The sequence below is a fragment of the Micrococcus sp. LASM2_SD2 genome (assembly GCF_057364565.1).
On sequence record NZ_JBNFOB010000411.1, the window covers coordinates 1 to 1,013 of the forward strand.

Genomic DNA, 1,013 nt, shown 5'->3' on the forward strand with positions numbered 1-1,013 from the left:
CGACGTCCAGCCACTCGGCGCCGTCGGCCGCGGCGGCGCGGGCGGCGTCCACGGCGGCGTCGAAGGCGAAGGTCGCCCCGGCGTCGTAGAAGGAGTCCGGGGTGCGGTTGACCACCGCCATCACCAGGACGCGGGTGCGGAAGTCCACCTCCACGTGGGCGAACCGGTGCACGGGATGCTGCAGGGCGGGGACACAGAACGGCACCCGGACATTCAATCACCCGCGCTCCTACACTGGAGGGCGATGTCCGCACCCCGACGCCTGCACTTCGACCACGCCGCCACCACGCCGATCCGCCCCTGCGCGCTCGAGGCGTTCACGGCGGCCGCGGTCCTGCCCGGCAACCCGGCCGCGCTGCACACCAGTGCCCGCCGTGCCAAGCTCGTGCTGGAGCAGGCCCGTGAGGACCTCGCCGCCGCCCTGGACTGCCACCCCTCCGAGGTGGTGCTCACCTCCGGCGGCACCGAGGCGGACAACCTCGCCGTCCAGGGCCTCTTCCACGCCCGCAACGCCGGCCTTCCCGACGACGGCCGCCCGCCCGCTCCCGTGACGCGCCCCCGCATCGTGCTCACCGGCATCGAGCACCATGCGGTGCTGGACACGGTGGAGCAGCTCGTGGACCGCGCCGGCGCCGAGGCCGTGTGGGTCCCGGTGGACGCCGAGGGCGTCGTGGACCTGGCCGCCTGGGAGGCCGCCCTGGCCGCAGACCCGGAGCGGACCGCCCTGGCCACCCTGATGTGGGCGAACAACGAGGTCGGCGCGGTGCAGCCCGTGGCCGAGGCCGCCCGGATCGCCCAGGACCACGGGGTGCCGTTCCACACCGACGCCGTCCAGGCCTTCGGCTCGATTTCCGTCTCCTTCGCGGACTCCGGCGCCGCCACGCTCGCCGTCTCCGGGCACAAGCTCGGCGCCCCCGTCGGCGTCGGGGCGCTCGTGGTCCGCCGGGACGTGACCCTGGAACCGGTGCTGACACGGCGGCGGGCAGGAACGCCGCCATGCGCTCCGGCACCGG

General features: G+C 75.1%; 2 protein-coding genes. One reads left to right on the top strand and one right to left on the bottom strand.

The genetic code is table 11. The features are described from left to right. A partial coding sequence (locus tag AC2W7A_RS12800; RefSeq protein ID WP_485991661.1) for a dihydropteroate synthase occupies nucleotides 1-205 on the bottom strand: 205 nt, incomplete at its 3' end. Between the two features lie 39 nt (nucleotides 206-244). Between AC2W7A_RS12800 and AC2W7A_RS12805 the strand changes: the two genes are divergently transcribed. Then, nucleotides 245-1,013: cysteine desulfurase family protein (locus AC2W7A_RS12805; protein WP_485991662.1), on the top strand; the 769-nt coding region annotated here is incomplete at its 3' end.